32 protein-coding genes are annotated in these 26,651 nt (G+C 66.8%); 16 read left to right on the top strand and 16 right to left on the bottom strand.

What is annotated here, in order from left to right; all coding sequences use genetic code 11:
- Positions 1-17: 17 nt before the first annotated feature.
- From UU9_RS14220 to UU9_RS14205, 4 genes are all read right to left on the bottom strand, one after another.
- Positions 18-476: a thioredoxin domain-containing protein gene (locus UU9_RS14220; protein ID WP_007082464.1), complete on the bottom strand. Its 459-nt coding sequence runs from the start codon at positions 474-476 to the stop codon at positions 18-20.
- Positions 473-1,657 (bottom strand): sialidase family protein, encoded by a 1,185-nt coding sequence (locus UU9_RS14215; RefSeq protein ID WP_007082463.1) that lies wholly within the window; start codon positions 1,655-1,657, stop codon positions 473-475. The genes UU9_RS14220 and UU9_RS14215 overlap by 4 nt, the downstream gene beginning before the upstream one ends.
- Entirely contained in the window at positions 1,657-3,867 is a 2,211-nt protein-coding gene (locus UU9_RS14210; protein WP_007082462.1) for a TonB-dependent receptor, read from the bottom strand. The genes UU9_RS14215 and UU9_RS14210 overlap by 1 nt, the downstream gene beginning before the upstream one ends.
- Before the next feature lie 410 nt (positions 3,868-4,277).
- Entirely contained in the window at positions 4,278-5,963 is a 1,686-nt protein-coding gene (locus UU9_RS14205; RefSeq protein WP_040671118.1) for an ABC1 kinase family protein, read from the bottom strand.
- 163 nt (positions 5,964-6,126) lie between these two features.
- Between UU9_RS14205 and UU9_RS14200 the strand changes: the two genes are divergently transcribed.
- Positions 6,127-6,306: a hypothetical protein gene (locus UU9_RS14200; RefSeq protein WP_007082460.1), complete on the top strand. Its 180-nt coding sequence runs from the start codon at positions 6,127-6,129 to the stop codon at positions 6,304-6,306.
- A 12-nt stretch (positions 6,307-6,318) separates the two neighbouring features.
- On the opposite strand, the gene UU9_RS14195 is transcribed toward UU9_RS14200, so the two are convergent.
- The 5 genes from UU9_RS14195 to UU9_RS14180 form a co-directional block, all read right to left on the bottom strand.
- The gene (locus UU9_RS14195; RefSeq protein ID WP_007082459.1) at positions 6,319-7,791 is read right to left on the bottom strand and encodes a hypothetical protein; all 1,473 of its coding nucleotides are present in this window, start codon (positions 7,789-7,791) and stop codon (positions 6,319-6,321) included.
- Positions 7,788-8,681: an ABC transporter ATP-binding protein gene (locus UU9_RS14190; RefSeq protein WP_007082458.1), complete on the bottom strand. Its 894-nt coding sequence runs from the start codon at positions 8,679-8,681 to the stop codon at positions 7,788-7,790. The genes UU9_RS14195 and UU9_RS14190 overlap by 4 nt, the downstream gene beginning before the upstream one ends.
- A 1-nt stretch (position 8,682) precedes the next feature.
- Positions 8,683-9,066 (bottom strand): GntR family transcriptional regulator, encoded by a 384-nt coding sequence (locus UU9_RS14185; protein ID WP_007082457.1) that lies wholly within the window; start codon positions 9,064-9,066, stop codon positions 8,683-8,685.
- A gap of 66 nt (positions 9,067-9,132) precedes the next feature.
- Positions 9,133-9,273, bottom strand: a complete 141-nt coding sequence (locus tag UU9_RS18060; RefSeq protein ID WP_007082456.1) for a hypothetical protein — start codon at positions 9,271-9,273, stop codon at positions 9,133-9,135.
- A 97-nt stretch (positions 9,274-9,370) separates the two neighbouring features.
- Positions 9,371-10,048 carry a TetR/AcrR family transcriptional regulator gene (locus tag UU9_RS14180; RefSeq protein WP_007082455.1) on the bottom strand — a complete coding sequence of 226 codons (678 nt, stop codon included), beginning with the start codon at positions 10,046-10,048 and terminating at the stop codon, positions 9,371-9,373.
- Positions 10,049-10,134: 86 nt separating this feature from the next.
- Here UU9_RS14180 and UU9_RS14175 point away from each other — a divergent pair, with 86 nt between their 5' ends.
- Positions 10,135-11,268, top strand: coding sequence for an FAD-dependent oxidoreductase (locus UU9_RS14175; RefSeq protein ID WP_007082454.1), 1,134 nt, complete (start codon positions 10,135-10,137; stop codon positions 11,266-11,268).
- 51 nt (positions 11,269-11,319) lie between these two features.
- Here the strand turns inward: UU9_RS14175 and UU9_RS14170 are convergent, their stop codons facing one another.
- On the bottom strand, positions 11,320-12,252 hold the full coding sequence (locus tag UU9_RS14170) for a patatin-like phospholipase family protein (protein ID WP_007082453.1): 933 nt from the start codon (positions 12,250-12,252) through the stop codon (positions 11,320-11,322).
- Between the two features lie 168 nt (positions 12,253-12,420).
- Here UU9_RS14170 and UU9_RS14165 point away from each other — a divergent pair, with 168 nt between their 5' ends.
- The 10 genes from UU9_RS14165 to UU9_RS14125 all read left to right on the top strand — a co-directional run bounded on the left by UU9_RS14165 (position 12,421) and on the right by UU9_RS14125 (position 20,063).
- Complete coding sequence (locus tag UU9_RS14165) at positions 12,421-13,302, top strand: 2OG-Fe(II) oxygenase (RefSeq protein WP_007082452.1); 882 nt, start codon at positions 12,421-12,423, stop codon at positions 13,300-13,302.
- Between the two features lie 232 nt (positions 13,303-13,534).
- Positions 13,535-14,146, top strand: a complete 612-nt coding sequence (locus UU9_RS14160; RefSeq protein ID WP_007082451.1) for a DJ-1/PfpI family protein — start codon at positions 13,535-13,537, stop codon at positions 14,144-14,146.
- Between the two features lie 7 nt (positions 14,147-14,153).
- Positions 14,154-14,333, top strand: coding sequence for a hypothetical protein (locus tag UU9_RS18055; protein ID WP_156804306.1), 180 nt, complete (start codon positions 14,154-14,156; stop codon positions 14,331-14,333).
- Positions 14,330-14,734: a GFA family protein gene (locus UU9_RS14155; RefSeq protein WP_007082450.1), complete on the top strand. Its 405-nt coding sequence runs from the start codon at positions 14,330-14,332 to the stop codon at positions 14,732-14,734. Before UU9_RS18055 ends, UU9_RS14155 begins: the two co-directional genes overlap by 4 nt.
- A gap of 134 nt (positions 14,735-14,868) precedes the next feature.
- Positions 14,869-15,234 carry a nuclear transport factor 2 family protein gene (locus tag UU9_RS14150; RefSeq protein ID WP_007082449.1) on the top strand — a complete coding sequence of 122 codons (366 nt, stop codon included), beginning with the start codon at positions 14,869-14,871 and terminating at the stop codon, positions 15,232-15,234.
- A gap of 112 nt (positions 15,235-15,346) precedes the next feature.
- Positions 15,347-15,976 carry a glutathione S-transferase family protein gene (locus UU9_RS14145; RefSeq protein ID WP_007082448.1) on the top strand — a complete coding sequence of 210 codons (630 nt, stop codon included), beginning with the start codon at positions 15,347-15,349 and terminating at the stop codon, positions 15,974-15,976.
- 139 nt (positions 15,977-16,115) lie between these two features.
- Entirely contained in the window at positions 16,116-16,820 is a 705-nt protein-coding gene (locus UU9_RS14140; RefSeq protein WP_007082447.1) for a helix-turn-helix transcriptional regulator, read from the top strand.
- A gap of 120 nt (positions 16,821-16,940) precedes the next feature.
- Positions 16,941-18,731: a DUF885 domain-containing protein gene (locus UU9_RS14135; RefSeq protein WP_007082446.1), complete on the top strand. Its 1,791-nt coding sequence runs from the start codon at positions 16,941-16,943 to the stop codon at positions 18,729-18,731.
- Between the two features lie 50 nt (positions 18,732-18,781).
- Positions 18,782-19,192, top strand: coding sequence for an MbcA/ParS/Xre antitoxin family protein (locus tag UU9_RS14130; protein WP_007082445.1), 411 nt, complete (start codon positions 18,782-18,784; stop codon positions 19,190-19,192).
- Between the two features lie 169 nt (positions 19,193-19,361).
- A complete protein-coding gene (locus tag UU9_RS14125; protein WP_007082444.1) occupies positions 19,362-20,063 on the top strand; it encodes an RES family NAD+ phosphorylase in 702 nt (233 codons plus the stop codon).
- A 25-nt stretch (positions 20,064-20,088) separates the two neighbouring features.
- Here the strand turns inward: UU9_RS14125 and UU9_RS14120 are convergent, their stop codons facing one another.
- Genes UU9_RS14120 through pspA form a run of 5 tightly spaced genes read right to left on the bottom strand, consistent with a single transcriptional unit; the run spans position 20,089 to position 21,880 of the window.
- Positions 20,089-20,301 (bottom strand): hypothetical protein, encoded by a 213-nt coding sequence (locus tag UU9_RS14120; RefSeq protein ID WP_007082443.1) that lies wholly within the window; start codon positions 20,299-20,301, stop codon positions 20,089-20,091.
- A gap of 9 nt (positions 20,302-20,310) precedes the next feature.
- Positions 20,311-20,703 carry an envelope stress response membrane protein PspC gene (gene pspC, locus UU9_RS14115; RefSeq protein ID WP_007082442.1) on the bottom strand — a complete coding sequence of 131 codons (393 nt, stop codon included), beginning with the start codon at positions 20,701-20,703 and terminating at the stop codon, positions 20,311-20,313.
- Complete coding sequence (locus UU9_RS14110) at positions 20,700-20,975, bottom strand: PspC domain-containing protein (protein ID WP_007082441.1); 276 nt, start codon at positions 20,973-20,975, stop codon at positions 20,700-20,702. The genes pspC and UU9_RS14110 overlap by 4 nt, the downstream gene beginning before the upstream one ends.
- A complete protein-coding gene (gene pspB / locus UU9_RS14105) occupies positions 20,972-21,193 on the bottom strand; it encodes an envelope stress response membrane protein PspB (RefSeq protein WP_007082440.1) in 222 nt (73 codons plus the stop codon). Before pspB ends, UU9_RS14110 begins: the two co-directional genes overlap by 4 nt.
- Before the next feature lie 6 nt (positions 21,194-21,199).
- Positions 21,200-21,880 (bottom strand): phage shock protein PspA, encoded by a 681-nt coding sequence (gene pspA, locus UU9_RS14100; RefSeq protein WP_040671095.1) that lies wholly within the window; start codon positions 21,878-21,880, stop codon positions 21,200-21,202.
- 223 nt (positions 21,881-22,103) lie between these two features.
- Here pspA and pspF point away from each other — a divergent pair, with 223 nt between their 5' ends.
- Positions 22,104-23,147, top strand: coding sequence for a phage shock protein operon transcriptional activator (pspF, locus tag UU9_RS14095; protein ID WP_007082438.1), 1,044 nt, complete (start codon positions 22,104-22,106; stop codon positions 23,145-23,147).
- A 23-nt stretch (positions 23,148-23,170) separates the two neighbouring features.
- Here the strand turns inward: pspF and phhA are convergent, their stop codons facing one another.
- On the bottom strand, positions 23,171-24,058 hold the full coding sequence (gene phhA, locus UU9_RS14090) for a phenylalanine 4-monooxygenase (protein ID WP_007082437.1): 888 nt from the start codon (positions 24,056-24,058) through the stop codon (positions 23,171-23,173).
- A gap of 137 nt (positions 24,059-24,195) precedes the next feature.
- Here phhA and UU9_RS14085 point away from each other — a divergent pair, with 137 nt between their 5' ends.
- From UU9_RS14085 to UU9_RS14075, 3 genes are all read left to right on the top strand, one after another.
- Positions 24,196-24,675 carry an Lrp/AsnC family transcriptional regulator gene (locus tag UU9_RS14085; RefSeq protein ID WP_007082436.1) on the top strand — a complete coding sequence of 160 codons (480 nt, stop codon included), beginning with the start codon at positions 24,196-24,198 and terminating at the stop codon, positions 24,673-24,675.
- 157 nt (positions 24,676-24,832) lie between these two features.
- Positions 24,833-25,630, top strand: coding sequence for a lysophospholipid acyltransferase family protein (locus tag UU9_RS14080; protein ID WP_007082435.1), 798 nt, complete (start codon positions 24,833-24,835; stop codon positions 25,628-25,630).
- On the top strand, positions 25,627-26,643 hold the full coding sequence (locus UU9_RS14075; RefSeq protein WP_007082434.1) for a YheT family hydrolase: 1,017 nt from the start codon (positions 25,627-25,629) through the stop codon (positions 26,641-26,643). The genes UU9_RS14080 and UU9_RS14075 overlap by 4 nt, the downstream gene beginning before the upstream one ends.
- Positions 26,644-26,651: the final 8 nt, after the last annotated feature.

Raw genomic sequence — 26,651 nt, 5'->3', positions numbered from 1 at the left:
GGGCAGCCTTGCGCGCATCAACGCAGCTTGGCCAATTGTTCCGGTGTCAGTGCGCCGCTGAGGCCGCGGCGCGAACCATCGGCACGGATCACCAGCGTGCGTGGCATCTCGCCTCCCCACTGCGGATCAATCAGGTAATTGATGCGATCCGGCGTCGTGTCGGCATAGGCGCGGGCCGGCCACTGCTCCATGCCGGCGGCATCCAGGCGCGCGCTTATGGCGTCGCGCTGGGCAATGCTGTCGGTGGCGACGGTCACCAGCTCGATCCGCTCCGGATGCGCTTGCTGCAGCCGGGCGAGGGTCTGCATGTTGGCCTCGCAGTACGCGCAATCCAGTGACCACAGCGCAATGAAGCGCTCGCCCCGGGCTGGCGGTTGCAACAGGACATCGACGGCATCGGCGTTCAGCGGCTGCAGCGAGGCGGCGGCGGAAAGGCCCGGCAGGGCGAAGGCGAGCAAAAACAACCAGGGTTTCATCGGGGTGCTCCATCGAGCTTGAGAAGTCGGAAGCCGGTCGCGGTGTTCCATGCCACATAGGCGCGATGCTGGTGCAGCAGCCATTGGGGTGAGCCCACGTCGCCGTGGCTGCGCGCCAGGGTTCGCGGTGCACTGAAATGCACGCCGCCATCCGTGGATGTGCGCACGACAAGCGCGTAGCCGGCGGCATCGATCTGGTTCCAGGCCAGCCACACATTCGGGCCGTCTGTCGCAACGTCCGCATGGGCCGCACCGGCAAAGGCGAGCGCCAGCTTGTGGCGCGGCGTATGCCCCGGATCGAGCTGGCCGTACCAGAGCGTGGGGCCGTGTGTGGCCTCATACCAGACGGCATGGCGGACACCGTCGGCACCGATCGCCAGGCCCGGTCCCTGATGCGGACACCCGGCGATCCGCCAGTCGCTGAAGGTGGCGCGTGTGGCCCGACCCGTTTGGCCGTCCGTACGCAGTTCGGCAAATGCGTGGTCGCGCCGGTTGTCGTCCCAGATGCCCCGGAAGAACGCCGCCACGCCACCTTGCGCCGTTCGTGCCAGCGCGATGCGGCAGCATTCGCAGCTCTGGTCCATCAGCTTGCGCTCGGGGACAAAGTGGATGCCGTCATCCGTCCAGCTGTAGTACGTCGCCGCGCCTTCATAGGGTTTGTTCGCGGCGTTGGCCGCTTCCAGGTCGCGCTTGTCGATCCAGGCGATGACCACGCGGCCGTGGCCGTCCACGGCCATCGCGTCGAAGCGGTGGGTGATCTCGCGGCGGTCGCGGTGCACGGTCAACGGAGCGGAGAAATGGTCGCCGCCATCCAGCGAGCGGGCAAAGCGGACGAAACCGGTCCATGGTTTCGCGCGCGGCTGCGACCAGCTCACATACAGCTCGTCGTGCGGGCCGAGCGCGATCTTCGGCCGGTTCTCGCCTTCGGCATAAATCGGCTCGGCGGTCGTGTTCACGTTTACCGGCACGGTGAAGGTGGTGCCCTCATCGTCGGAGCGACGCAAGCGCACGTGGCCATCCGCCGTGTCGACCACGTACAGCCGGCCCAGCGTATCGAAGGCCGCGCTGGCGCCCAGCGCCGGGGCGGCGGACGGCGTCATGTCCCGGGCGGGAAGGGTCAGGGGCAACAGGGCCAGCGCGACCACCGTCAGCATGCGCGGCAAAGACCATGGGTGCGCCATCACAACTCCCAGCGCAGTTGGCCAAACGCGGTGCGGCCGGCGTACGGGTGGTAGACCCAGTAACGGGCGTTGGTGAGGTTGTCCACGCCGAGCGCCGCCGTCCAGCGCGGCGAGAAGCGCCAGCGCAGCTTCGCGTCGACCACGGTGAAGCGGCTTACCGCGCCGTAGGTGTCGACGAAATCGCTGTTGTTCAACGTGCCGTACTGATGGCCGGAGTGACGAATGCCGAGCGAGGCATCCCATTGCGGCGCAAAGCGGTAATCGGCGAACAGGCTGGCGCGGATGTTCGGGATCCGCGGGAAGACCTTGCCGTTGGCGCTCGGGTACTGGCGGTCGCGCAATGTCTTGGCGTCGTTGAGGGCGAGGCTGGCGGAGATGTCGAGCCCAGCTATCCACACATCGGTCGCGACCAGTTCGCCTTCGACGCCGCGCACGCGCGTCAGGTCGATGTTCTGCACGCTGGTGACGGTGGGTGTGACGGTGATATCGGTCTGCGCGTACAGCGCGTCGGCGATGCGGTCCTGGAACAGCGAGATGCGCCAGTGGCCCTGGCTCGTCTGCCGGCTCAGGGTCAGGTCGGTGGAGTCGTCGATCTCGGGCTTGAGCCGGGGATTGTTGTTGACGATGGCATTGCCGGAAATCGTGCCCTGGAACAGCTCGGCCACCGTCGGGTAGCGCACCGCCCTGCCATGCGCCAGCCGCAGTTGCCAGACGTCGGCGATGTCCCAGCTCAACGCGGCCTTGGGCGAGAAATCCGTGCGCTGACGGTCCGCGTAGCGCAGCGTGTTGCTTGCGTCGCCGAGCACGCCGCCGTAGGCGCGCCACTGCTCCAGCCGTCCGCCGAGGGTCAGCGCCCAGGCCGGCGCGAGGCTCCACACGTCCTGCAGATAGATGGCGCGGGTACGGGTGCGCCCGCCGAACGCGCTGACCGGCGCACCGTCCGCATCGCCGCGCCAGTGGCCGGCATGGCGCACGCGGGTATCGAGCACATAGCGGTCGTCATGCACGCCGGCATACAACGTGTTTTGCTGGCCGAGCGGACCGTAGCTACGCAGATCGAACGTGGACCAGCCGGAGCCGCGCAGGTCGGCGATGGTGCCGGGGCCGCCACGCGGCGTGCCGGCTTCGGGCTGCGTTGCGGTGGCTGCCTCCGAGCGCAGGAAATCGTAATGACTGGCCGCCGCGCTCCAGTGCCAGCCGTTGTCGAAACGGCCCTTCAACTGCGCGCCGTAGAGCACGTGTGTGTCGCGCCGCGACGTGGGCGCAAGGCCACTGGCCGGCAACGTCCAGGTCTGGCCCGCTGCGTTGATCACACCGCTGCTGACTGGTTGGCCATCCGCATCGCGGATCAGACTGCGGGTACGATTCTCGGCGTCGTCGTGCCATCCGCCGAGGGTGAACAACGCGGCGACATGGTCGCTGATATCCACGCCAACTTTCAGCTTGGCCTGGGTCTGCACGGTGTGCTCGATGCTGTTGGCGCCGTAGACCAGCCGTGGTGTGCCGTTCGGGTTGCGATCGAGCGTGGCGCCGCTGACCGGTATCGCGGCGGCGGCATCACCGCCGCGGATGGCGGTGGCGTACTGCATGGGCTGGCCTTTGTTGTCCAGCCGGCTCAACGCCAGCAACCAGCTCCAGCGACCGTGTTTGTCACCCAGAGTGGCGGCGACCTGGTGGCCACTGTAGTGGCCTTCGTTGCCGTAGGCATCGTGATGATCCTGGCTCATGAGCTGCGTGCTCACGCTGGCGACCCGATGCTGCGGCAGCACGGTGTGGATCAGCACGGTGGTACCCAAAGAATTGCCGGGGTAGAGCGCGGAATATGGCCCATACAGCACGTCGACCGCGCCGATTTCCTCGGCGGCCACCATGCCCCAGCGCGGGGCGCCGTCCCAGCCGTTGGTCATCAGGTTGGACAGCAGCAGATCGTCGGCATAAACCAGGCTGCGTGCGCTTTGCAGCGTGCCGGCATTGCGCCCGCTGATCACCGCGTTCGGATCGCCGATGTAGCGCGTGCGCACGATCATGTTGGGCACGTACTTCAGTGCGTCCGCGCTGCTGCTGACGTTCTGCTGCTGCAGCCGCTCGCGGCTGACTTGCACATCGACCGCGGGCGCATTTACCAGCGGGCTGGCTTCCGCCTGGACGGATATCGGCAACAGGGTGGTTGCCGCCACCGGTTCGTCGGCATGAGATGGCCCGGCCAGCACGCCGGCAATGCAAAGGGCGAGAAGGCAGGGCGTTGCGGCGCGCCGGCGCGGCGCGGACGCATGGCGCGGCCCCGGGCGAACGGGGCGACGGTTGTTGTTGGTCACCGGGGGATAATCCAATGGTGCGTCTATCGAATTCGCCGGGGGAGAGGCGATGGATGGCGAGCGGGCGGTGTGCCTTGTTCAGAAGGCGGGAAACGGATCGCAGGGGGAGTGGAAGCCTGTGCCGATAAACATGTATTCATAGTACATGTTAAGAAATCGGTTTGTAAATGCGTGCCGATCCGGTGACCATGCGAGAGGAGGCCCGACTCAAATGGACGTCCATACCGGAGTACCCACAACATGGCGGATGCATGTGGGCCTGGGGCAAGCCTTCGGCGTGATCGCATCCCGCGTGCGTGGATGAATCAGTCGGGCGTGCGATCCGCGGCCCGGTCCACCTTGCGGTCGCGCCGCAACGCGCTGAGGATCAACCCCGCGCCCAGGATGGCGGCCACGATGATGAACAGTGCGGACAGGATGGGCAGGCCGAACAGGCTGGCACCGCCCTGCATGCGGGCGGTGAGCGCGGCGCCGATCACCAGCGCGGCCACGATCACGCCGGTGGCGATGCGGTTGGCGATCTTCTGCAGGCTTTCCATCATGCGGGATTCTTCCAGCCCGTCGATGCGCACCCGCAGGCGGTTCTCCGCCAGCGTGCGCAGGATGGCGCCCATGTGCTGCGGCGTGCGCCGCGCCAGCTCCTGCAGGTCCAGCCACTCGCTGGCCAGGTTGGCCGGTGACAGCGAGCTCAGCGCCTGGTGGCGCATCATCTGCTGCAGGTGCTGCTCGACGACCGCGCGGGTATCCAGCGTGGGATCCAGCGCGGTGGTGACCGCCTCCAGGTTCAACAAGGTCTTGCCCAGGATGGTCAGCTCCGGCGGCGGCCGCAGTCCGCAGGCCGCGCCCACCCGGGTCAGTTCCAGAATCAGCCGCCCTTCGGAAAAGGCGCGGCTGGCATCGTGCAATCCCGCGTAGCCCGAAACCAGCTGGTCGACGCTGCGGCGGTACTGGCTATGGCGAAAGTCCTGCAGCGGCGTGCCCATCGATTCGCTGATCTCGCCCACTTGGTCGCCGTTGCCGCCGATCGCGCCCAGCATCAACTTCAGCAGGCTCTGGCGTGTATGTGGCGGCAGCCGCGCCACCATGCCCAGGTCGAAAAGCGCCAGCCGCTGGTCGTCCATCAGCAGCACATTGCCGGGGTGCGGGTCGGCATGCACCAGGCCGTGCACGAACACCTGGTCGAGGTAGGCGCGCAGCAACTCCTGTGCCTGCTGCTGCAGCGGATGCTCCATGCGGCGCACCGGCGGGACGTGGGTGACCTTGATGCCGCGCACGCGATCCATCGTCAGCACGCGCTCGGTGGTGAAGTTGTCCAGCGGCTGTGGCACATACAGGTGCTGGTAATCGTGCAGGTTGGCGGCGAAGCGGCGCAGGTTGTCGGCCTCCAGCGCGAAATTGATCTCGTTGGCCAGGCTGTGGCGCAGTTCGTGCACCCAGTCGGCAAAGCCGTAGCGCCGGCCCATGTCGGTAAGCCGGTCCGCGGCGCCGGCCAGCTTTTCCAGAATGGCCAGGTCCTCGCGCAACGTCTGCGCGATGTGCGGGCGCTGCACCTTCACCACCACCTCGCGACCATCGCGCAAGGTGGCCGCATGCACCTGCGCCATCGAGCCGGCCGCCAGCGGCTGGTCGTCGAAGCTGCCGAACAGCACGCCGATGCGCGCGCCAAGTTCCGCCTCGATCATCGCCCGCACTTCCGCCACCGGCACGGGTGCGACGTCATCCTGCATACGTTCCAGGGCGGCAAGATAGGCTGGCGGTACCATGTCCGGCCGCGTCGACAAGGCCTGGCCCACCTTGATGAACGTGGGGCCGAGTGCTTCCAGGTCATCCACGAACTGTTCGGGTCGCCCCGATTCTACCGGATCGGCTTCCTGCGCCAGCGCAGCCTCCTGCAGATCCAGATCCAGCCCGTTGAACAGGCCTGCCTTGCGATAGCGCAACAGGAAGGCGCCGATCTGGGCGTATCGTGACAGGCTGATCGATTCGGTCACACGCTGCTCCCGCTGCAAGGGCATCAGCATGGGTGGGCGGGCGCCAAGGAGGCGTCAAGGCAACGGCAAGCCCCGGATCCCACGCGGAAGCAGCGCCATCGTCTTCACCCCGCACTGATCGCTACACCGGTTCAATGCGCTGATCGCCATCACGGAGACAACCATGTCCTCATTCGCGCTCTATCTGATTGGCATGGTCGTCGTGATCGGCGGGCTGGCGTACGTGGCTTACCTGATGCACGTGCCATCGCAGTGGATCGTGGCCGGCGGCGTGGTGCTGCTAGGGGTGGGCATCGTGGGCGCGGTCACGCATACGCGCCGCCGTGATCCGCCGGAATCGTGATCGCGGCGGTCACTATTGATGCGCAAGGAAGGGGTGCGGAATCTGCTGCAATTCCTGCCAGCCGCGCCGGCCGAGCCATGACATGGCCAGTGCCAAGAGCAGCCACCCCAGGGCGAGCGGTGAGAGCAGTTCGTGGGCCCAGCCGACGTGAAGGTGGCTCCATGCCCACGGCAAACCCAGGCTCAGCAGGGTCAGCGTGAAGCACGCGCCGTGAAGCATCGCGCTGTGCCACGGGCCGACCGGCCGGCCCCCGAAAAAGTCCAGCAGCAGGGCGGTGGTGACGGTGGCCGAGCCCAGCTGCGCCAGCAGCAGAAAAGCCAGTTCGTATGCGTGGCCGTGCCAAAGCAGCATAGCGGCGCCCAGCAACAGCGCCACCGCAGTGTGCATGGCCAAGGGCACGCTCAGGCCCGCACGCAGCAGAATACGGCGGGCGCGAGATCCGTCGCCCAACCCCGGCAATAGCGCCAGCAAAGGCAGCTCACCACTGACGCGTTGCCAGCGTCCTTTCAGAAGCGCCACGCTGCTTGCACTTATCGCCGTTCCGGCCACGACGGTCAGGGCGATGGCGAACGACGGCAACGCGACATGCAGGATCTCGCGCATGGCCTCGAACAGCGCGACAGGGCCGTGTCCGGCGATCAGGTCAGGCACTAGGAACATGCACAGCACCACGGCAGCGGCGCCAAAAACCCTGGCCAAATACCTGGCGTAGCTCAACCCCGTTCGCGGCAGGTAGGCGCCACCCAGCGCGATCCGCACCGCCATGCCGGGCCGGGATGGGCCAGCGCCGGCCAGGTCGGGAAGGATACGCAGCGACTCGGGTCGCTGGCGCAGCCGCCACTGCTCGAACGCGCCGCTCGTGCGGCCCGCAGGGCGCACCTGCAACAGCATGGGCGATGACCAGCCGCGCATGGAAGCGCCATCATGGATCAACCGGCGCCCACGCCCGATGGCAATCAGCAGTAGCACCAGCGCCAACAGAGCGGCGAGCCTGGTGGTCTGCGGATCACCCAGGGAAAGGTTCAAGCGCGAAGACGCGATGGTCAGCAGATAGGGAAAAAAGCCGAAAAAGAAGCCGAGATAGCGTGGCACAAGGACCCAGGCCATGCCGCCGCAGACAGAAAGCGCCAGCACGGCGGCGACCGACCACACCGGCGCCCCCTGCGTGGTCAGCCAGGCCGCGGGCATCACCACGGTTAGCGCGCCATACAGCAACAGGCTGCCGACGATCTGCTGCTGGACGCCCGGTACGCGCAGAGCATGGATGTCCACGGCCAGCCGCAACGTATTGGGCAGGAACACCGTCCACAACGTGATCTGGCCAATGAACAGACATAACAGGCACATCTTCCAGCGATCTGGATTGACTAGAAGGCTGCTCGCCACCGCACCGGCGGCGCACAAGGCGTACACCACCACGGTGAACCAGCGTGTCGAAGGGTATGCGCAGTACCACGGCATCCGCAGCCACGGCAGCGGGTTCATGCGGCGATCGCCACGAACAGATCCTCCAGCCCCAGCACATCGATGCGGGCACCGGCAAGCTGGGACGCTCGCGGCCATTGCCCTTGTGCGTCGCGCTCGACCACCAGGCTGAGGCTGCCGTCATCGTGGCGGCGTTGGCTGATGGCATGTGCAGGCGCGGCGCTGCCCAAGTGCGCCGGCAGCCACAGCCGTGCGTAGCGTTCCTTGGTTTCGTCCACGCTGCAGTGCAGTCGGACCTTTCCCCATTGCAGCAGGGCAATGTGCGACGCCACGCGTTCCAAGTCGGACACGATATGGGTGGAAAACAGCACCGTGGTGCCCGATTCGCCCCCGCGCAGCGCCACCTCCCGCAGCAGCTCGCGGCGGGCAAACGGATCGAGCGCGGCGGCCGGCTCGTCCAGCACCAGCAGTTCCGGCTGCGAGGCCAGTGCACGGATCAGGTCCACCCGCTGGCGTTCGCCCGGTGACAGTTTCGCCAGCAACTTGTTGGATGGGATCTGCCAGCGGGTCAAGGTGTTTTGTACGAAGGCCTCGTCCCAGCGCGGATAGAAGCGGCCGACAAAATCCAGCATCTGCCGCACCGTGAGCCAGGCCAATGCGTCGGGCTGCTGCGGCACGTAGGCGATGCGTGCCTTGGTGGCGTCACTGAGCGTCAGCGCTGGTTCGCCGAACACGGTGGCCTCGCCGCCTTGAGGTTTGAACAGCCCCAGCATGGCGCGGATCAGGGTGGATTTGCCGGCCCCGTTGCGTCCTATCAGGCCGAGCACGCTGCCGGGCGGCAACACCAGATCGACCCCGTTGAGCACGGTGCTGCCGTCATATGAGTGGACCAGCCCGCGCGCGGCGAGCGGAGCGACGGCAATTCCTGTTTCCCGAAGCATGGCATTCATCTCATTCCCCCAGCAGCTTGGTCAATCGCCGCAACACCGATGCGGCAGGCAATTCGAGTTCGTTGGCCTGGCGCGCCAGCGCCTGCAACTGTGATTCCAGCAGGGCCAGCCGATGGCTTTCGCTCTCTCCGCTCTTGCGCGTGGCGATCACTGCCATGCCCTTGCCGCGCAGGCGCTCGACCAGACCTTCGCTTTCGGCGATGCCATAGGCGCGCGATACCGTCATCGGATTGATCGCGTGGAAACCGGCGACCTCACGCACGGACGGCAGCAATTCGCCGTGGGCGAGCTGGCCGCCGGCAATCAGCCGGCGCAACTGTTCGACGATCTGCCGATAGATCGGCTCGCTGGCGCTGGGTTGTATGGTGAGTACCGATGCGTCCATGTGTATCAGTACATCAATACACACGCTCCGATGTCAAGCACGACCGCCGCTACGGGGTATCGCGCGTCAGCCGAAGCGCTGGCGTGGGCGATCCAGCCGGCTCCGGTTGCTGTTGGCGATGGCGCGGAAGTCGGCGCTCAGTTGCGGGTGTTGCGCCACGCGCTGCCAGAAGTCGAGATGTCCGGGTGAGGCGCCTTGAATAGCCATGGATTGAATAGATACTCCAGGCCATATGTCAGTCGCCGGCCGACCGGCACCGCGGTCACCCACGATGGCGCCAGAGACGGTCGCATCCACCCACCGGTCAGGAGCTGGAGCGCTCGATGCCGCGCAGGATGAAATCGAAGCCGGCGAGAAAATCGGCGCGGTCGTCGTGACTGCGCAGGCGTCCCGCAACACGGCGGGTGAACGGGTACGTCTGTGGATCGAGCTGCGACCACGTGGTCGACAATCCCTCCAGGAACGTGGATCGGTCGATGTCGCGCGCCCGGGCGAGTTGCCCGTTGACCGCGTTCTGCCCACCGACGCCGAGGATGTAGCTCAGCAAGGCGGACACCGCGGCCCACTGCTCGTCCTCCGGCACGCCAAGCGCGCCAACCTGCTGGCCCGTGCGTTCGAGCAGGCGCACGATGGGCAACTGTCCCAGCGCGCGGGTGAGCGCCGAGCCGACCCACGGATGCGCGACGATGGTGTCGAACATGCCCAGCGCCATGGCGCGCAAGGTGGCCTGCGGCGTGGCGCCGATCGCGCATTCGGACATCGTGCGGGCGACGATGGCGTCGCAGGCGGCGATCAGCAGATCGTCCTTGTTCGCGATGTGGCCATAGAGGGCACCCGGGCCGGTGGCCAGCCGTTCGGACAGGGCGCGGAATGTCAGGCCGGCTTCGCCGTTGCGATCCAGCAACTCGATCGACGCTTCAACGATGCGGTCACGCGACAGCGAGGCTTCGCGCCGTGGCGTGGTGCGTATTTTCTTGATCATGCTGCATCTTGACACGGATGGAACGTCGTTCCAACATGCATGGAACGTCGTTCCATAGGCGGCCCCGCAATCCTCAGGAAACCATGATGAATACGCCCGTCACGATCATCGGCGCCGGCCTCGGCGGGCTGACGCTTGCGCGCGTCCTGCATGTTCACGGTATCGCCGCCACGATCTACGAGGCGGAAGACTCGGCGGATGCACGCGCGCAGGGAGGCTTGCTCGATATCCACCCGTACAACGGGCAGCTTGCGCTCAAGGCTGCCGGATTGTTCGAGGCGTTCCGCGCGATCATCCACGCGGGTACCGAGGCGCAGCGGGTGCTCGACAAGGACGGCAACGTTCTGCTCGACCAGCCCGACAAGGGCAACGGCAGTCGACCGGAGGCGGACCGGGGCGATCTGCGCCGGATGCTGCTCGACTCGCTGCCGGCCGGCACGATCCACTGGGCACACAAGCTCAAGTCGGTGTCGGCGTGCGGCGACGGACGCCACCGGTTGACCTTTGCCAACGGCGCAATGGTGACAACCGATCTCCTCGTGGGTGCGGATGGCGCCTGGTCGCGGGTCCGCCCGCTGCTCTCCGCGGCAAAACCGCGCTATGTCGGCACCTCGTTCATCGAGACCTGTCTGCGTGACCACGAGAACCGCTACGGCTCGGACGCCGCAACCGTGGGCGGCATCACGTTGATCGCGATGGCGCCGGGCAAGGGCATCATCGCGCACCGCGAAGCCGATGGTGCGCTGCGCACGTATGCGGCATTGAACAAACCGCAGGACTGGATCGCGGGCATCGACTTCGTCACCGACCCGGCGACGGCGCTGGCCCGCGTCGCGGCGGAATTCGATGGCTGGGCGCCGGCGCTGACCGCGCTCATCACCCGCAGCGAAACCGACCCCGTGCCCCGCCCCATCCACGCGCTGCCGGTCGGCCATCGCTGGAATCGCCTACCCGGCGTGACCCTGCTCGGCGACGCGGCGCATCTGATGTCACCCTTCGCGGGCGAGGGTGCCAACCTGGCCATGTACGACGGCGCCGAACTCGCGAACGCCATCGCCGCCCATCCCGGCGACGTCGAAGCGGCGCTCGCCGCCTATGAAACGGATCTCTTCCCCCGCAGCGCGTCCGCTGCTGCCGCGGCCGATCGCAACCTGACGCTGTTCTTCGACAACAACGCACCCCGCGGCGTGGTCGAGCTGTTCACCCACGGCAGCGCGTGAAGCTGCCGCGCCCGATGCCTGGCATGTTGCGCGGGCCCGCCCGCAGCGCCGTCAATGCGCCAGCGGATGCGGCGCCACGAGAGAGGCCTGTCGCGCCGCCTTCATCGCCGCCAGTCTGGCGCGGATAGTCGGCACCGCTACCAGCGCCGCCTGTTCGCCGCGCAGGATGGCCCGGTCCTTCTGGGTGAAATCCGCCGCGCCGATACCGTCCAGTTTGGGGTGGATCACCATGTCGGCGCGGGCCAGTTCCTGCTCGCCGAGCTGGCGGCCCATGATGGAGATGGACTTGCCGATGACGTCCAGCATGCCGTCGGGGCTGCTGCGATCCGGTGGTGCCGAGATGTCCACCGCGATGACGAAATCCGCGCCCAGCCCGTGCGCGGCATCCACCGGCACCGGGCTGACCACGCCGCCGTCGACGTAATGCCTGCCGTCGATGGCGGTGGGTTCGAACACACCGGGCACGCTGCTGGAAGCGCGCACCGCCTGGCCGGTATTGCCCAGCACGAACACGGTGCGCTGCCCGCTTTCCAGTTGCGTGGCCACCGCGGCGAAGGGCAGTTGCAGCCGCTCGATCGGCCGGTTGCCCACTTCCGTGTTGATGTAATCCTGCAGCTTGCGGCCCTGCACCAGGCCGCCGGAAAACAGCCGTACATCGCGGATGGACGCTTCATCCAGCGCCAGCGCCGCCTGCTGCAACTGGAACGGGTTCATGCCGCTGGCGTACAGCGCGCCAACCACGCTGCCCGCGCTGGTGCCGGCCACCACGTCGGCGTGGATGCCGCTGGCCTCCAGCATCTTGATCACGCCGATGTGCGCAAACCCGCGCGCCGCGCCGCCGCCCAGCGCCAGCCCGATCTTCAGCTTCACCGGCGCGGGGGCGACCAGCGCGGGCGGGATGTCGGGCTTGCGCGATGCGAAACAGGCGCTCAGGGCGAGCGAAGCCAGCACGGGCAACAAGAAGCGGGTGCGATAAAACAACATGGTTCGGCCAGCAGGCGGCAGTACGACGAGTGTAGGGCACAACAATCGTGCCGAAAAATAACCCTCGCGCGCGGCGCGGCCGGCTTGCACCCGCCCCCGGGCAGGCGATACTGACCCTCCCCACGACGCGCAGGGCCCCGCCTGCCGCCCACCCGAGCCGGAGTCGCCGTGGCAACACACACTCAGCTGACCACCCAGTGGCACGACTGGATCGTCGAAAACCTGGCCCGCGGCTGCGTCGTGCAGGCGCTGGTGGAGGACATGTGCCGCAGCGGCTTCGACGCCACCTTCGCCCATGCCGCGGTGGAAGCCCTGGCCCGTGGCGAGCAGCCCCCCGCCGCCGCACCGCTGAAGGCGCAAGCCACCGGCTATGTCGCGGACGCGCCGCGACTGCCCGCGGGCAATGTCATCCCCACCCACGATCGCGATGTCCGCGTGCTGCTGCGCGTGGCGACGCCCACGATCGCCGTGCTCGACCAGGTGCTCGACGACGAGGAATGCGACGAGCTGATCCGCCGCTCCGCCGACAAGCTGCAGCGATCGACCACGGTCGACCCGGTCAACGGCGGCTACGAGGTGATCGCCGCGCGCAGCAGCGAGGGCACCTTCTTCCCCGTCAACGCGGACGACTTCATCGCGCGGCTCGATCGCCGCATTGCCGAGCTGATGAACTGCCCGGTGGAAAACGGCGAAGGCCTGCAGGTGCTGCACTACGGCGAAGGCGGCGAATACCAGCCCCACTTCGACTATTTCTCGCCCGGCGACCCCGGCAGCGAGGCGCAGATGGTGGTCGGCGGCCAGCGCGTGTCCACCTTGCTGATCTACCTCAACGACGTGGCGCAGGGCGGCGCCACCGTGTTCCCCACGCTGGGCCTGCGGGTATTGCCGAGGAAAGGTATGGCCGTCTATTTCGAATACAGCAACCGCGACGGCCAGGTCGACCCGCTGACCCTGCATGGCGGCGAGCCGGTGGAAAAAGGCGAGAAGTGGATCATCACCAAGTGGATGCGCCAGCGCAGCTATGGGCTGGCGGCGCCCGCCGAGCCTTGATTTCTTCCCCCGCGCAGCGGGGGAAGGTGCCCGGAGGGCGGAAGGGGGCGCTCTTCGGTTTCGGTATGAAAAGCCAACAGTAGCGCAGCTTGCCGCGCCCCAATCCGCTTTTCCCCCCGCAAGCGGGGAAGGAACAACATGTCGCCGCACGATCCCTCGCGACCACCCTGCTGACACGACGTTGGCAGTAGCGCCCGTTCATCCTGTCACTCCAGCAGAGGAGGGCGAGGGCATGCGCGATACGGTTTACTTCCTGGTGTTCGAGGGTTTTGCCGACTGGCAGGCGGCGCTGGCGTTGTGCGAGATCCGTCGCCCCGGCGACTGGTTGGTGCGGACCGTGGGCTTCTCGTCCGCGGCAGTCGTGTCGATGGGCGGCCTCACGGTCTCGCCCGACGTGACATTGGCGCGGATCGATGTGGAGCGCGCCGCCTTGCTGGTCGTGCCCGGCGGTCACCTGTGGCAGCGCGGTGACGGCGACGCGGCGGTGGCGGCGATCCGCCGTGTCCATGATGGCGGTGCGCCGGTGGCCGCGATAGACAGCGGCGTGCTGGCACTGGCACGCAGCGGCCTGCTCGATGGCTGCCGGCACACTGGCAATTGGGCCGGCCACATCGACAGCCACGTGCCGACGTATGCCGGCGCCACGCAATACGATGCCGGCGTGCTGGCGGTGAGCGATGGCGGCGTCATCACCGCCAGCCATCTGGGCAGCGTGGAATTTGCGCGCGAGGTGATCCACACGCTGGATCTGTACAGCGCCGCCGACCGCGAGCTGTGGTATCGCCTGTTCAAGCACGCGCAAATGCCGCCGTGGTGCGTGGGCGACGCGGCAGCCGCGGCCTGAGCCGGCCATGGGACCAACCTTCCAGCGCCTGCTGCGGGCCTACCAGCCATTGCAACAGCGCGGCCTGTTGCTGGATGGCCGGCAACTCACTGCCGCCGTGCCTCCCATCGCCGCTGCGCACCGCCGCACGCTGGTGGCCCTGGCCGGCCTGTGCCGTCCCCTTTTTCGTTCAAGGACCCGACCATGACCCATACCTATCACGGCAGTTGCCATTGCCGCGCGGTGCGTTTCGAAGCGGATATCGACCTGGCCACGGGCACCGGCCGCTGCAATTGCTCGATCTGCACCAAGACACGCAACTGGGCTGCCATCGTGCGCCCCGGCGCGTTCCGCCTGCTGGCCGGCGGGGAAGCGTTGTCCGACTACCAGTTCAATTCGCGCAGCGCGCATCATCTGTTTTGCAGGCACTGTGGCGTGCGCCCGTTCGGCCGCGGCCACATCGAGGAAATCGGCGGCGACTACGTGTCGGTCAACCTGGCCTGCCTTGACGACGCCACGCCGCAGGAGTTGATCGACGCCCCGCTGCGCTACGCCGACGGTCGCCACGACAACTGGATGTCGCCGCCCGCCGAAACGCGGCATCTCTGAAATCTTCCACTCGTCGTTGGGAAAGCCACGATGAGCGTGCCCTGCGCCAGGAACCGGCAGGAGCGACCGCATCTGCCGTGTCGTGATTTCATCACCGCGAAGCCGGTCGCGGTACCGAAACAAGAGAGGAACCCATGAACGACCTGAATGCGCTGGCGTCCCGTTATATCGAGATGTGGAATGAGCCCGACGCGGGCAAGCGCCGCGCGATCGTCCGCGAGCTGTTCGCTCCCGAGGCTGAGCACTACACCCCCACGCGAGAGTTCCATGGGCTGGAGCGGATGGACGTCCGGGTGGCCGAGGGGTACGAACAGTTCGTCAAGCCCGGCGTGAACATCTTCCGTCCGGTGGCAGGGGCCAACGGCCATCATGGCGCCGTGCGGTTTCAATGGGAGATGGTTGAGGTGGCGACAGGCAAGGTCACTGGCCGCGGCTCCGACTTCCTCCTCATGGGCGAGGATGGGCGCATTCTCTCCGACCACCAGTTCGTCGGCCGCTGAGCCGATCGACCGGGGAGCACAACGGAGCCCCATCGTCGCGGAGCGGCAACCTGTTGCAGGACAGAGCATGAGACCGGCCGATCATTCAGTTCGATCACTCAAGGAGTTTGTCATGAGCAAGCCACACGTCACGTTTTTCCACTCGCCGCAAAGCCGCTCCGCCGGCACCCGCGCCCTGCTCGAAGAGCTTGGCGCCGACTATGAGCTGCACCTGCTCAACCTGAAGGACCGCGAGCAGCGCCAACCGGCGTACCTGGCGGTCAACCCCATGGGCAAGGTGCCGGCGATCCTCCACGGCGACGCGCTGGTGACCGAACAGCCGGCGGTCTACATCTACCTGGCCGACCTCTACCCCGAGGCCGCGCTGGCGCCTCCCATCGGCGATCCGTTGCGCGGGCCGTACCTGCGCTGGCTGGTGTTCTACGGCTCCTGCTTCGAGCCGGCGGTGACCGACAGATCGATGCAGCGCGAACCGGCGCCGTCCTCGACCTGCGGCTACGGCGATTACGACACCATGTTGAAGACGCTCACCGACCAGCTCGAAAAAGGCCCCTGGCTGCTGGGCGACACGTACAGCGCCGCCGATGTGCTGTGGGGCACCGCGTTGAACTGGACCACCATGTTCAAGCTGGTGCCGGAGCTGCCGGTGATCCGCGCCTACATCGATCGGGTGCTGGCGCGCCCGGGCGTGCAGCGCGCCGCGGCGGCCGACGCGGAACTGATCGCCGCAGCATCGGCGTAGGGCCGACGTGACGGCGGCGCGCTCCTGCTCCCTCTCCCCCGGCGGCGAAGCCGCTGGGGGAGAGGGCTTTAGAGCAATAGCGCGCCGTGCGTGACGTTCGACGCTTTTCCCCAACGCCGGTCTCGACCATGATGTCCGGATGCGCCGTGCCGATCGCCTTTTCCTCATCATCCACGCCCTGCGCGGTCGCCGCACCGCGCTGCAGGCGCGTCAGTTGGCCGAGACGCTGGACGTGTCGGTGCGCACGGTCTACCGCGACGTGGCCGACCTGCAATTGTCCGGCGTGCCGATCGAGGGCGAGGCCGGCGTGGGCTACGTGCTGCGCAAGGGTTCGGACATCCCGCCGCTGATGTTCAACGCCGACGAACTGGAGTCGCTGGTGGTGGGCACGCGCTTCGTACGCGCCTTTGCCGGCGCGCGGCTGGCCGCGGGAGCGCAGGCCGCGCTGTTGAAGATCGAGGCGGTATTGCCGCCGGACCTGCGCGAGCGCTCCAGCCGCACGCCCATCTTCGCGCCGACCTGGCGCGACGAGAAAACCCTCGCCTTTGCCGCCCGCATCGATCAATTGCACGCGGCCATCGGCGGCAACCGCGTGCTGGAGCTGGGCTACCGCGACGAAGCCGGCAACCCCAGCACGCGGGAGATCGAACCGCTGTGCCTGGCGTTCTGGGGCGGCAAGTGGACGCTGGGCGCGTGGTGCCGCCTGCGCGACAGCTTCCGCAGTTTCCGCCCCGACCGGATCGACGATTTCCGTGAAACCGGTGAGTTGTTCGATGAAGTTGCCGGCCGCAATCTGGATGCCTACCTGCAGGCGATGCGCGGCCATTACACGGTTATCGACTAGCCGGGATTCGGGAGGGACGGAACGGCGTCGCCCTTCTCCACTCACGGCACCCATCCATCGGCACGGTGCCATCACGACGTTCGGTGCGATGATCGGCGGATATTCTTCGTGGAGACCGTGATGATCCGTTGTTGGCGTTACCTGCTGCTGGCGGGCCTGGCGTGCAGTGCTTTGGCGCATGCCGGCACGGCCGATGACCGCTTTCGCGCGATCTACCAGCAGGAATGGTCGTGGCGCGTCGGGCAGGCCGGCATCATCGCGTCGGGCGAATCGCAACCCAACAACGGCCGGCTCGATACGGTCGACGCGGCCAGCCAGCAGCAGCGGCTGGATTACTGGCGGAACGTGCTCAACCAGCTGGACGGCGTCGACGCCACCGCGCTGTCGCGCGCCAACCAGGTGAACTACGCCATCTACCGCGACCAGATCAGCAACTTCGTCGCCAACCAGCGCTTCAAGAACTGGCAGATGCCGTTCAACAGCGACTCGGCGTTCTGGTCGGACATCGGCTACGACCTGGGCAGCGACCGGCTGCGCACGGTGGACGATTATCGTATCTACCTCGACCGGCTGGGCCAGATCCCGGCGTATTTCGACCAGCAGATCGCGAACATGCGCGCCGGCCTGAAACGCGGCTTTTCCGTGCCGCGCGCCGTGCTGGACGGGCGCGACGCGTCGATTGCCGCCGTGGCCGAGCTGACCGACCCCACCCAGGCCAGCCTCTACGCGCCGTTCCTGCGGCTGCCGGCCACGTTGCCGGCCGAGCAGGCGCAGGCCATGCAGGGCAAGGCCTTGCAGCGCATCCGCGATGACGTGATCCCCGCCTACGCCAGCCTGCTGGCGTTTTTCCGCAACGAATACGTGCCGCAGGCGCGCACCACGCTGGCGGCCGAGGCGCTGCCCGACGGCAAGGCGTTCTATCGCCAGCAGATCCACGAATACACCACGCTCGACCTCGGCCCCGACGCCATCCACCAGATCGGGCTGGACCAGGTGGCGAAGCTGCACGCGCAGATGCTGGAGGTGATGAAGGAAAGCGGCTTTCAGGGTGATTTCCCCGCGTTCCTGCACTTCCTGCGCACCGACCCGCGCTTCTACGCCAGGACGCCGGAAGAGTTGCTGATGCGCAGCGCCTGGGTGGCCAAGGAAGTGGACGGCCAATTGCCACGGTTGTTCGGCCACCTGCCGCGCGCGCGCTTCACCATCGTGCCGGTGCCGGCCGCCATCGCGCCGTACTACACCTCCGGCCGCGGCGACGCGAACGAGTACATGGTCAACACCTACGACCTGCCGTCGCGACCGCTGTACAACATGCCGGCGTTGACCCTGCACGAGTCCTATCCCGGCCACGCGCTGCAACTGGAACTGGCCGAGGAGAACCCGGATCAACCCGCGTTCCGCCGCGACAGCTACATCTCCGCCTATGGCGAGGGCTGGGGCCTGTACTCGGAATATCTCGGCAACGAGATGGGCATCTACAAGACGCCCTACGAACGTTTTGGCTACCTCACCTACCAGATGTGGCGCGCCTGCCGGCTGGTGGTCGACACCGGCATCCATCACCTGGGCTGGACCCGCCAGCAGGCGATCGACTACCTCACCGTCAACACCGCGCTGTCCGCCCGCGAGATCGCCAACGAAGTGGACCGCTACATCAGCTGGCCGGGCCAGGCGCTGTCGTACGAGTTGGGCTACCTGAAGATCCGCGAGCTGCGCGCCAGGGCGGAGAAGGCGCTCGGTACCAAATTCGATGTGCGTCATTTCCACGACACGGTGCTTTCCACCGGCTCGGTGCCGCTGCCGCTGCTGGAGCAGCGCATCGACCGCTTCATCGCCGAGGGTGGGCCGGAGCCCGATTACGGCTGCGCCTGCGCCAAGGCGAACGGTGATTCGAAGCATTCAGTCCAATAACTGCATTTGTGTAGTAATATTTGAAATAACTTCACAGGGAGAGTAAGCGCATGACGGCTCATTCGACCCGCATCGCCGAAGCCGCGCCCCGTTACGCAGCGCCGGATACGCTCGCCGATCCGGCGCTGCGCGCGTTCTTCAACCTCACCGAACAGTGGAAGCTGCGCATCGCCGACCAGCGCAAGCTGCTGGGCGATCCGCCGGAGTCCACCTTCTACAAGTGGAAGCGCCAGCAGGGCGGCAGCCTGGGGCGCGACACGCTGGAGCGGATCAGCTACCTGCTGGGCATCTGGAAGTCGCTGCAGATCCTGTTTCCCGACCCGGCCCAGGCCGACGCATGGCTGCACCAGCCGAACACGGCGCCGTTGTTCGGTGGCCATTCCGCGCTGGAACGCATGCTGTCCGGCAACGTCGCCGACCTCTACGTGGTGCGCCAGTACCTGGATGCGCAGCGCGGGTGAGCGAAGCCCGCACGTCGCGACGAACGAGACGCTTGCGAACCATGCTTTGCTCCTCCCCCTGCTCGCAGGGGGAGGCTGGGAGGGGGTGCTTTTGACTTGAGGATCAAGAGCGACCCCTCCCCAACCCTCCCCTGCAAAGCAGGGGAGGGAGCACAACCCTGGAATGTCGATGCCGCCCGATCTGCCACCCGTCAAACGCATTCGCTGGGCGCACGCCTACCGCATCGTGCCCAGCCGCTTTCCGCCGGTGGGCGTGTTCGATCGCATCGCCGATCCGGCGGATCTGGACGCCCTGTTCGCGATCGAGGCGCTGACCAACCCGCGGCTGCGGGAGGAGGCGGATGCGTTGCGGCTGGTGCCGCGCGAGCGGCGTCTCAGCGGGCCGGGTTCGACGCCGGTGATGGCCGCGTTCACCCATCTCAATCCCGAAGGCAGCCGGTTTTCCGACGGCACCTGGGGTGTATTCTACGCGGCCCACAGCGTGGTCACGGCGGTTGAGGAAACCGTGTATCACCGCGAACGTTTCCTGGCCGCCACCGCCCAGCCCGCCGCCGACATCCAGATGCGCTGCTATCGCACCAGCGTGGACAGCAAGCTGTACGACTTGCGGGGCGGCTGGGCCGCGGCGCAGGCGCCGGACAGCTATGCGGCCAGCGTGGCACTGGCCCGCGCGCTGCGGGCCGCGGGTGCCAATGGCGTGGTCTACGACAGCGCGCGCGACAGCGGCGGCGAATGCCTGGCCGCGTTCTATCCCGATGTGGTGGCGCCGTGCGTGCAGGCACAGCACCTGGTCTATCGCTGGGACGGCACCCGCATCGCGCAGGTGCTGGAGGTGAGTGAAGTCAAACGGTCGAGCCCGGGCAAGTCGTAGGGGCGAGTTGTCGCCAGGCGGCCGGCTACAGCTTGTCGAATTCCCGCTTCAGGTCGTAACCCTTGTCGGTGACGATGCGCTCCAGCGTCTGCACGCGCTGCTCCAGCGTGTCCATGCGTGCCTGGTATTTCGGATCTTCGCGCGGCTGGACGTGCTTGAAGCGCAGGTGGTCGCGGAAGATGCGCGCGCCGAGGACGACGATGATGATGCAGAGGATGAAAAATTGACCGTTGTCCATCGTTGATTCCTAGGATTCCAGATCGCGAAATTGGCGATCGAGGTCGTACCGGCTCGAGGTGACGTAGCCTTCCATGTGCTGCAGTTTCATGTCCAGCTCGCGGAAGCGGTGGCGCACGTCGCGAAAGGTGTCGCCGGCCGAGCGCCGCACGCTGCGCCAGTATTCCTCGTCGGCGTCCCAGTCGTAGAGCGCTTCCGGCTTGGTCGGCAGCACGAAACCCAGCACCAGGTACGCCGCCAGCGTCACCACGTTGAACCACAGCAGCGCGACGATGGCCAGGCCGCGCACGAGGGTCACGTTCCAGCCGAAGTAATCGGCCAGGCCGGCGCACACGCCCATCAGCTTGCCGTGGCGCGGGTCGCGATAGAAGCGCTGCGCGCGCCAGTTGCCGTCGCGTCTCATGGCTCGGTCCGGTGGCGTGGCTGCCAGCAGCTGCGCTCGTCGCCGCGGCCGCAATAACGCAGTGGCCGCTGCGGCATGACCAGGGCGGCGACCACGTAGGCCACCACGGTCGACATCGGGAAGCACCAGGCCAGCGCCAGCGCCCCGATGCGGGTCAGCCATACCGGCCAGCCGAAACCCTCGGCGACGCCCGTGCACACGCCAAAGATCAGGCCGCGTTCCGAGTCGCGATGAAGCCGGCGCTGATGATATTCGTCCGTTGAAGCATTCATGCCTTGTCTCTCCAGTTGGGTACTTCGGTATCCAGGATGGTTTCCAGCGTTTTCACGCGGTTCTCCATCCGGTTGGCGATCTGCCACAGATCCGACAGCATTTTTTCGTCTTCGCGGGTCAGGCCCTGCGCGCGCCGGCGCTGGCTCGTGTAGTGCAGGATCAGCCACAGCGGCGCGACGAAAATGCAGAACATGGCGAAGATGGCGGTAACGTCCATGTCGCGTTACTCCTTGGCGGCTGCTGTCCCCGAGCCCATCCGTTCCTTCAGCGCGGCCAGTTCGGCCTCGACGTGGTCGTTGGTTTCCAGGTCGGCGAACTCGCGGTCCAGATCGCGCTGCTTGCCCAGGTCGTAGGCTTCGACGCGGCCTTCCATGTGCTCCAGCTTGCGCTCGTAATGCTCGAAGCGGCCCAGCGCGTTGTTGATGCGCTCGTCGTGGGTGCGGCTGCGCGCCTTCAGGCGGTTGGCCGCCGTGTGGTGGCGCAATTCGAACGACTTCTGCCGATGCTTGGCATCGGCCAGCTTGCCCTGCAGCGCGGCAATGTCGTCATTGAGCTTGGCCAGGCCCAGTTCCACCTCATGACACTGCCCCTGCAGCGCCTCGCGCGCGGTGTCCGTATGTTTCTTCTCGGCCAGCGCGGCCTTGGCCAGGTCGTCGCGCCCCTTGGTGATGGCCAGCTCGGCGCGGCGCTGCCACTCGTCGGATTCACGCCGGGCGTATTCCACGCGCCGCTCCAGTTCCTTGCGGTCGGCGATGGCGCGCGCCGCGGCGGAGCGCACTTCCACCAGCGTGTCTTCCATCTCCTGGATGATCAGCCGCACTACCTTTTCCGGTTCTTCGGCCTTGTCCAGCATCGCGTTGATGTTGGAGTTGATGATGTCGCTCATTCTCGAAAAAACGCCCATGTCTGCTTGCCTCGTGATGGTGAAGGGCCACGAAATGCCTACAGCACATGCCGTGCCAAGCCGACACGTTCGTCCAAGCCATTGATAGATAGAGAGTTATGTCTTCACGGCCAAAAGCGGTCATCATCCGGGTCGGCTTTATCAACCGATACATGGTTATATTCACCAATACCGAGCGAAACCAGTCATCCGGTCGCTCGACCGCTCTGCGAGTGATACCCCCATGCCAGATCCGCGTCCATCGGATACCGAAACCACCGCCATGCTGGGCGAGTCCACGGCATTCCTGGATCTGCTGGAACACGCCTCGCGGGTGGCGGCGGTGAACAAGCCGGTGCTGGTGATCGGCGAGCGCGGCACCGGCAAGGAGTTGATCGCGGCGCGGCTGCATTACCTGTCGCCGCGCTGGGAAGCGCCGCTGGTGAAGCTCAACTGCGCCACCCTGACCGAGGCCCTGCTCGAAACCGAGCTGTTCGGCCATGAGGCGGGCGCGTTCACCGGCGCCAGCCGCCGCCACATCGGCCGCTTCGAGCAGGCCCATGGCGGCACGCTGTTTCTCGACGAGCTGGCCACGGTCTCCCTGCGCGTGCAGGAAAAGATCCTGCGCGCGGTCGAGTACGGCCAGTTCGAGCGCGTCGGCGGCAGCGAGACGCTGAGCGTGGACGTGCGCATCGTGGGCGCCACCAACGGCGACCTGCCTGCCGCCGTGCGGGCCGGAACGTTTCGCGCCGACCTGCTCGACCGCCTCGCGTTCGACGTGCTGACGGTGCCCCCGCTGCGCGCACGCACGGGCGACATCCTGCAACTGGCCGAGCACTTCGCGGTCAACATCAGCCGCGAGCTGGGCCGGGACTTGTTTGCCGGTTTCAGCGAAGCCGCCCGCGCCGCGCTGGTGCGCTACCCGTGGCCGGGCAATGTGCGTGAGCTGAAGAACGTGGTCGAGCGATCCGTGCACCGCACGCCGGCCGACGAGCCGGTCGACACCATCGTTTTCGATCCCTTCGCTTCCGCGTTCCGGCCGGCGGCCGACGCCGTGCCTGACGTGGTGGAAGGGACGCCGCCGGAACAGGCATCGATCCGGCTTCCCTGCGACATCAAGACGGAACTGGCGCGTCTGGAAGTCGACCTGGTCCAGCGCGCGCTCGCCGAAGCGCGCCACAACCAGGTCGAGGCCGCGCCGCTGCTGGGGCTCGGCTATCACCAGTTGCGCGCGTTGCTGCGCAAGCACGGCATGGTGAAATCGCGCCGTCGGCGCGAGGGCCCGTAAACCGAATGCTTGCGCTGGGCGCCTCAGCTGTCCGCGTCGGTCGCCCAGCCCGCGCGGTCGCCGCGGGTGAACACGCGGTCACCATCCAGCACGTCGCCGGCGGCATGCGCGGGCGATTGGCGCAGCCTGGCGTAGATCGGCGTGAAGTCCGGGCGGGTGGCGTCGAACAGCTGCTCGAAGTTCTCGATCACGAAGTAGGTCTGCTGGTAGGTGTCGATGCGGTAGCGCGTGTTCATCACCCGCTCGATGTCGAAGCCGATGCGGTTGGGCGAGGGCGAATCCAGGCTGTAGACCGACTCGCCCTTGGAGCTGACGATGCCGGCGCCGTAGATGCGCATGCCCGCGGGCGTCCGGATCAGGCCGAATTCCACCGTGTACCAGTACAGCCGCGTGAGGTTCATCAGCGCCTCGGGACCGATCTTGAACGCCTTCATGCCGCCGCGGCCGTACGCCTGCATGTAGTCGGCGAACACCGGGTTGAGCAGCAGCGGCACGTGGCCGAACAGGTCGTGGAACAGGTCCGGCTCGCTGAGGTAGTCGAGCTGGTCGGGTTTCCTGATCCACCAGCTGACCGGAAAGCGGCGGTTGGCCAGGTGATCGAAAAACACCTCGTCCGGCAGCAGGCCTTCCACCGCCACCACCTGCCAGCCGGTGGCCGCGCCCAGCACGGTGTTGAGCTCGGCGAATTTCGGAATGCCGCCGTCGCCCAGGCCGAAGCGCTCGACGCCGTCGAGGAATTCCTGGCAGGCGCGGCCGCGCAGCAGGTCGCGCTGGCGCTGGAACAGCGTGTCCCACACCGCGTGCTCGCTGCGGCTGTAGCTCGCCCACGGCTGCTCCACCACGCCGGTGGCGTAGACCGGCACGTAGCCGCGGTCGGTCTGCTGGTGTTCGATCTTGCGGGGTGTGTTCATGGCCGTTCCTGCGTTCGGCGAGGGCTTCGGGCAGCTTAGCGACGATCGTCCGCACGAAGATTGCATTCTTGCGACCGATGGGCACCTGCGCGCCATATAATTGCGCTTAATAGGGAAAACAACGATGAAGATTGTGTATGAACACGCTTGATCGCACGGACCTGCGCATGCTCGCCGTGCTGCAGAGCGAAGGCCGCATTACCAACGCCGAGCTGGCCGAGCGCGTCAGCCTCTCGCCCTCGGCGTGCCTGCGCCGGCTGCAGCGGCTGGAGGCCGATCACGTCATCAGCGGCTATGCGGCGCAAGTCGACCCCCAGGCCGTGGGGTTGGGTTTGCAGGCGTTCGTGCGGGTGCAACTGAGCAAGCACGAGAGCGCGGTGGTGGATGGTTTCGTCGAGCGCGTCAACGCGTGGGATGAGGTGGTCGCCTGCCATGCACTGACCGGCGCCATGGATTACCTGCTGCACGTGTACGTTGCCGACCTGGCGGATTTCTCGCGCTTCCTGCTCGATCATCTGCTGAACGCGTCCGGCGTGGCTGACGTGAACTCCAGCTTCGTGCTGCGCACGGTGAAACGTTCTCCCTCGCTGCCGCTGGCGCATCTTGGCCGCCAGTAGCGCGGCGGTAAAACCCCTGTACGAGCGACTTCAGTCGCGATGCCCTTTGCCCCAGGCGAGTCGAGAAGAGCGTCGCGGCTGAAGCCGCTCCTGGAGCGGATGGCGGGTCTAGGCGGCGTTCCGCGCGGCGGCGAAGTAACGCTAAACTGCTGCGCTCATGAGTGACGCATCCCCCTCCGAATCCCACGATCCGTTACGCCCGCTGCGCTATCTGTGGCGGGTGCCGCTGGTGCTGGTGCACATCGTGCTCGGCATCCTGCTGTGCGGCCTGCTGCTCAGCTGGACCCAGCAGGCGGTGATGAAGAACGGCCGCGAACCGTTTCCCCACCGCATGATCCGGGCCTGGTCGGTGACGCTGCTGCGCATCTTCGGCATGCGCGCGCGGCGTTTCGGCACGGCCCAGCGCGATCCGGTGCTGTTCGTGGCCAACCACACCTCGTGGATCGACATCACCATGCTGCACAGCCAGCGTGCCGCGTGTTTCGTGGCCAAGGCGGAGATCGCCGGCTGGCCGCTGATCGGCTGGCTGGCCGCCAGCGGCGGCACGATTTTCCACCGTCGGGGCAACAACCACTCGCTGTCGACGGTGATGCAGGTGATGGTCGATCGCCTGCGCGCGGGGCGTTCGGTGGCGGTGTTTCCGGAAGGTGGCACCGGCTACCACGGCGTGCTGAAGGTGTTCCATGCGCGCATCTTCCAGGCCGCGCTCGATGCCGACGTGATCGTGCAACCGGTGGCCCTGCGTTTTGCCCGCAACGGCCGGCGGCTGCTCGATGCCGGCTTCCGCGAGCATGAGAGTTTCTTCAACAACATCGTGCGCCTGCTGGGCGAGGCGCCGATGGATGCCGAGATCCATTTCCTCACGCCGGTGCCCGCCACCCCCGACGCCCGCCGCCGCATGGCCGAGCTGTCGCGCGAACGCATCGCCGCCGCGCTGGAAGACCGCCAGGAATGAGCCTGCTGTACGGGAAGGATTTTCGCCCGCCCTGGCCGCTGCGCAGCGGCCACATCCAGACCATGCTTTCCTCCAGCGGCGTGCGCCGGCTGCTGCTGCCGGCCGCGGCCAAAACCGTGTCGCAGGGCGCCGAGCCGGTGGTGGTCGACGGCGGCAACGGCGTGCGCCTGTCCGGCGCGTATACCGCGCAATCCTCGCGGCCTGAGCCGCGCGGCCTGGCGGTGCTGTTCCACGGCTGGGAAGGCAGCGTCGACTCCACTTATGTGCTGCAGACCGGTAGCCGGCTGCTGGCCGATGGCTGGGACATCTTCCGGCTGAACTTCCGCGACCACGGCGACAGCCACGGCCTCAACGAGGCGCTGTTCCATTCCTGCCAGCTGGACGAGGTGGTGCACGCGCTGGGCGACATCGCCCGCCGCTGGCCGGCGCGACCGCTGGTGCTGGCGGGGTTTTCGCTGGGCGGCAATTTCGCGCTGCGCGTCGCCATGCATACGTCGCTGGTGGGCATTCCGCTGAGCTACGTGCTGGCGGTGTGCCCGATCATCGATCCGGCGGTGGGGCTGTTTTCGCTGGAGGAATCCGCGCCCTGGTTCTACCAGGCCTACTTCATGCGCAAGTGGCGCCACTCGCTGCTGACCAAGCAGAAGGCGTTTCCCGAACATCAGTACTTCGAGATGTCGGAGATGAAACAGCATCTGCGCGGGCTGACCGAGGCGCTGGTGTTGCGCCACACGGACTTCAAATCGCTGCAGCAGTATCTGGACGGCTATTCGGTGGCCGGCGACATCATGCAGGCGATGCAGATCCCCGCCACCATTCTCACCGCGCGCGACGATCCGGTGATCCCGGTGCGCAGTTTCGAGCAACTGGAATTGCCGCCCAACATCGAGCTGGATATCGCACCGTACGGCGGCCACTGCGGCTTCATCCGCGACTTCGGCATGACCAGCTTCACCGACGACTACATCGCGGGGCGCTTCAACGCGGTGGCGGACGGGCACGACAAAATGTAGGAGCGCAC

The sequence above is a fragment of the Rhodanobacter fulvus Jip2 genome (assembly GCF_000264315.1).
Taxonomy (GTDB): Bacteria; Pseudomonadota; Gammaproteobacteria; order Xanthomonadales; family Rhodanobacteraceae; genus Rhodanobacter; species Rhodanobacter fulvus.
The sequence above is the reverse complement of the archived record's forward strand: the minus strand, read 5'-3'. Positions and strand labels throughout refer to the sequence as shown.